This window comes from Acinetobacter sp. B51(2017) (assembly GCF_003711395.1).
Classification (GTDB): domain Bacteria; phylum Pseudomonadota; class Gammaproteobacteria; order Pseudomonadales; family Moraxellaceae; genus Acinetobacter.
In genome coordinates this window covers 1-1,364 of record NZ_PJRJ01000082.1, presented here as the reverse complement: position 1 = coordinate 1,364, position 1,364 = coordinate 1, and the positions used below count along the sequence as shown (strand labels likewise).

Genomic DNA, 1,364 nt, shown 5'->3' with positions numbered 1-1,364 from the left:
CCATTTCAGTAAAAACTTGTCGAGGTACGCCAACCAAGCGTTTGAATTCAGAATCTGAAAAACGGTTTAATTTCTGATATCTCATGAAATTTATATGGAGGTGATTTTTACTTTCGCAAGAGGTCTATTATTCAAATCTAATTTGAATAACTCTGGATTACTCCTTGCTGTATTCGACATAAAATTTACTTGATGGGCGTTACCTGGTAAAACTTTACCAGTTTTATAATCATACATTGAACCAGCATACCCCTCTCTTAACCCCACCCCTGGCTGCACTTCAAATTCAACCACATAAAATTTATTAGCTTTTTTATCGCTATTAAATTTTTTGTTTAAATTCCTCTGTAACAGCTAAATTATTACGCATATCTTCAATTGAATTAACTTGATCTTTTGTTGCCCATCCTCCTAATTTTGATGCAGGATTATCTCCCATTGCCTCTAATCTCTTCATCTCTAAAAATTGTGATTCGTCAATTACCATACGCATTACTTCAGGTTGACTAAGAACTCTATCTATTACAACAGTACCAGATTTCCATGCAGGATAGCCTGTAGCATGATATTCGAGATTATCTTTCCCTATTATTTCTTTTATCTGATTATCATTTTCTGTTTTTACTTTACTTGGCTTTTTAATTGATACCTCTTCATTAATACGCGTTAATCCATCCCGATCCGTAACTTGCCCCGCATTAATGTTTTCAGACCTATGAGTTGTACCTAGTTGGAAATCTCGAACTGCCGAATCCATAAAGCTTGGATTTTCCGTATTCGCATTATTCTCTATACTTTGCTTTTTCCGTAAATCTACTGCAATCTCTGCTTCTTTCGCTACCTGTTGCGCTTTCTTAACAGCATCAACTGTCGCTTCTGCACCTTTTTTATCTGCACCACCCACTCCACCAGCACCAACAATCTGACCTGCAATATTTGCTTTATATTCTGCTTCCGCTCCTTCATCTTTTTGCATTTTGTACAAATCTATGGTGGTGTTATATTTTTCTAACCCTTGATCCATGCTTTCAGATACATTTTTTACTGTCTGTACTGGATTTTTAGCGGCTTCTATCGTCGAGTTAATTAACTCCTTTGTATTATCAATAGGATTCTTAGCGAATTCATAAATACCAACGATAGTATCTTTGATCCTAGCCAAAATAATGGACAGCACGTCCCTCTAAAGATAACGTAACTTTAATCTTTGGAGATTCAAGAAATGGCTAAACGTTTTAGTCCTGAATTTAAACAGCAAGCGATTGATTATGCACTTTCAAACTCCCACGAACCTATAGTTGCAATCGCCCAGAAATTAGGTGTGGGTTATTCAACTTTAGACAAATGGATTCGTGAGGCCAATC

3 protein-coding genes and 1 pseudogene are annotated in these 1,364 nt (G+C 36.2%); 1 reads left to right on the top strand and 3 read right to left on the bottom strand.

Annotated features, from left to right (window positions below; genetic code table 11):
- The 3 genes and pseudogenes from CYK47_RS15205 to CYK47_RS15195 form a co-directional block, all read right to left on the bottom strand.
- Positions 1–85 (bottom strand): annotated as a pseudogene (locus CYK47_RS15205) (IS5/IS1182 family transposase); the annotation flags it as partial.
- Between the two features lie 5 nt (positions 86–90).
- Positions 91–294, bottom strand: a complete 204-nt coding sequence (locus tag CYK47_RS15200; RefSeq protein WP_122902598.1) for a hypothetical protein — start codon at positions 292–294, stop codon at positions 91–93.
- A gap of 28 nt (positions 295–322) precedes the next feature.
- Positions 323–1,177, bottom strand: coding sequence for a hypothetical protein (locus tag CYK47_RS15195; protein ID WP_122902597.1), 855 nt, complete (start codon positions 1,175–1,177; stop codon positions 323–325).
- A 45-nt stretch (positions 1,178–1,222) separates the two neighbouring features.
- On the opposite strand from CYK47_RS15195, the gene CYK47_RS15190 reads away from it, so the two are divergent.
- Positions 1,223–1,364: transposase (locus CYK47_RS15190; RefSeq protein ID WP_164709209.1), on the top strand; the 142-nt coding region annotated here is incomplete at its 3' end.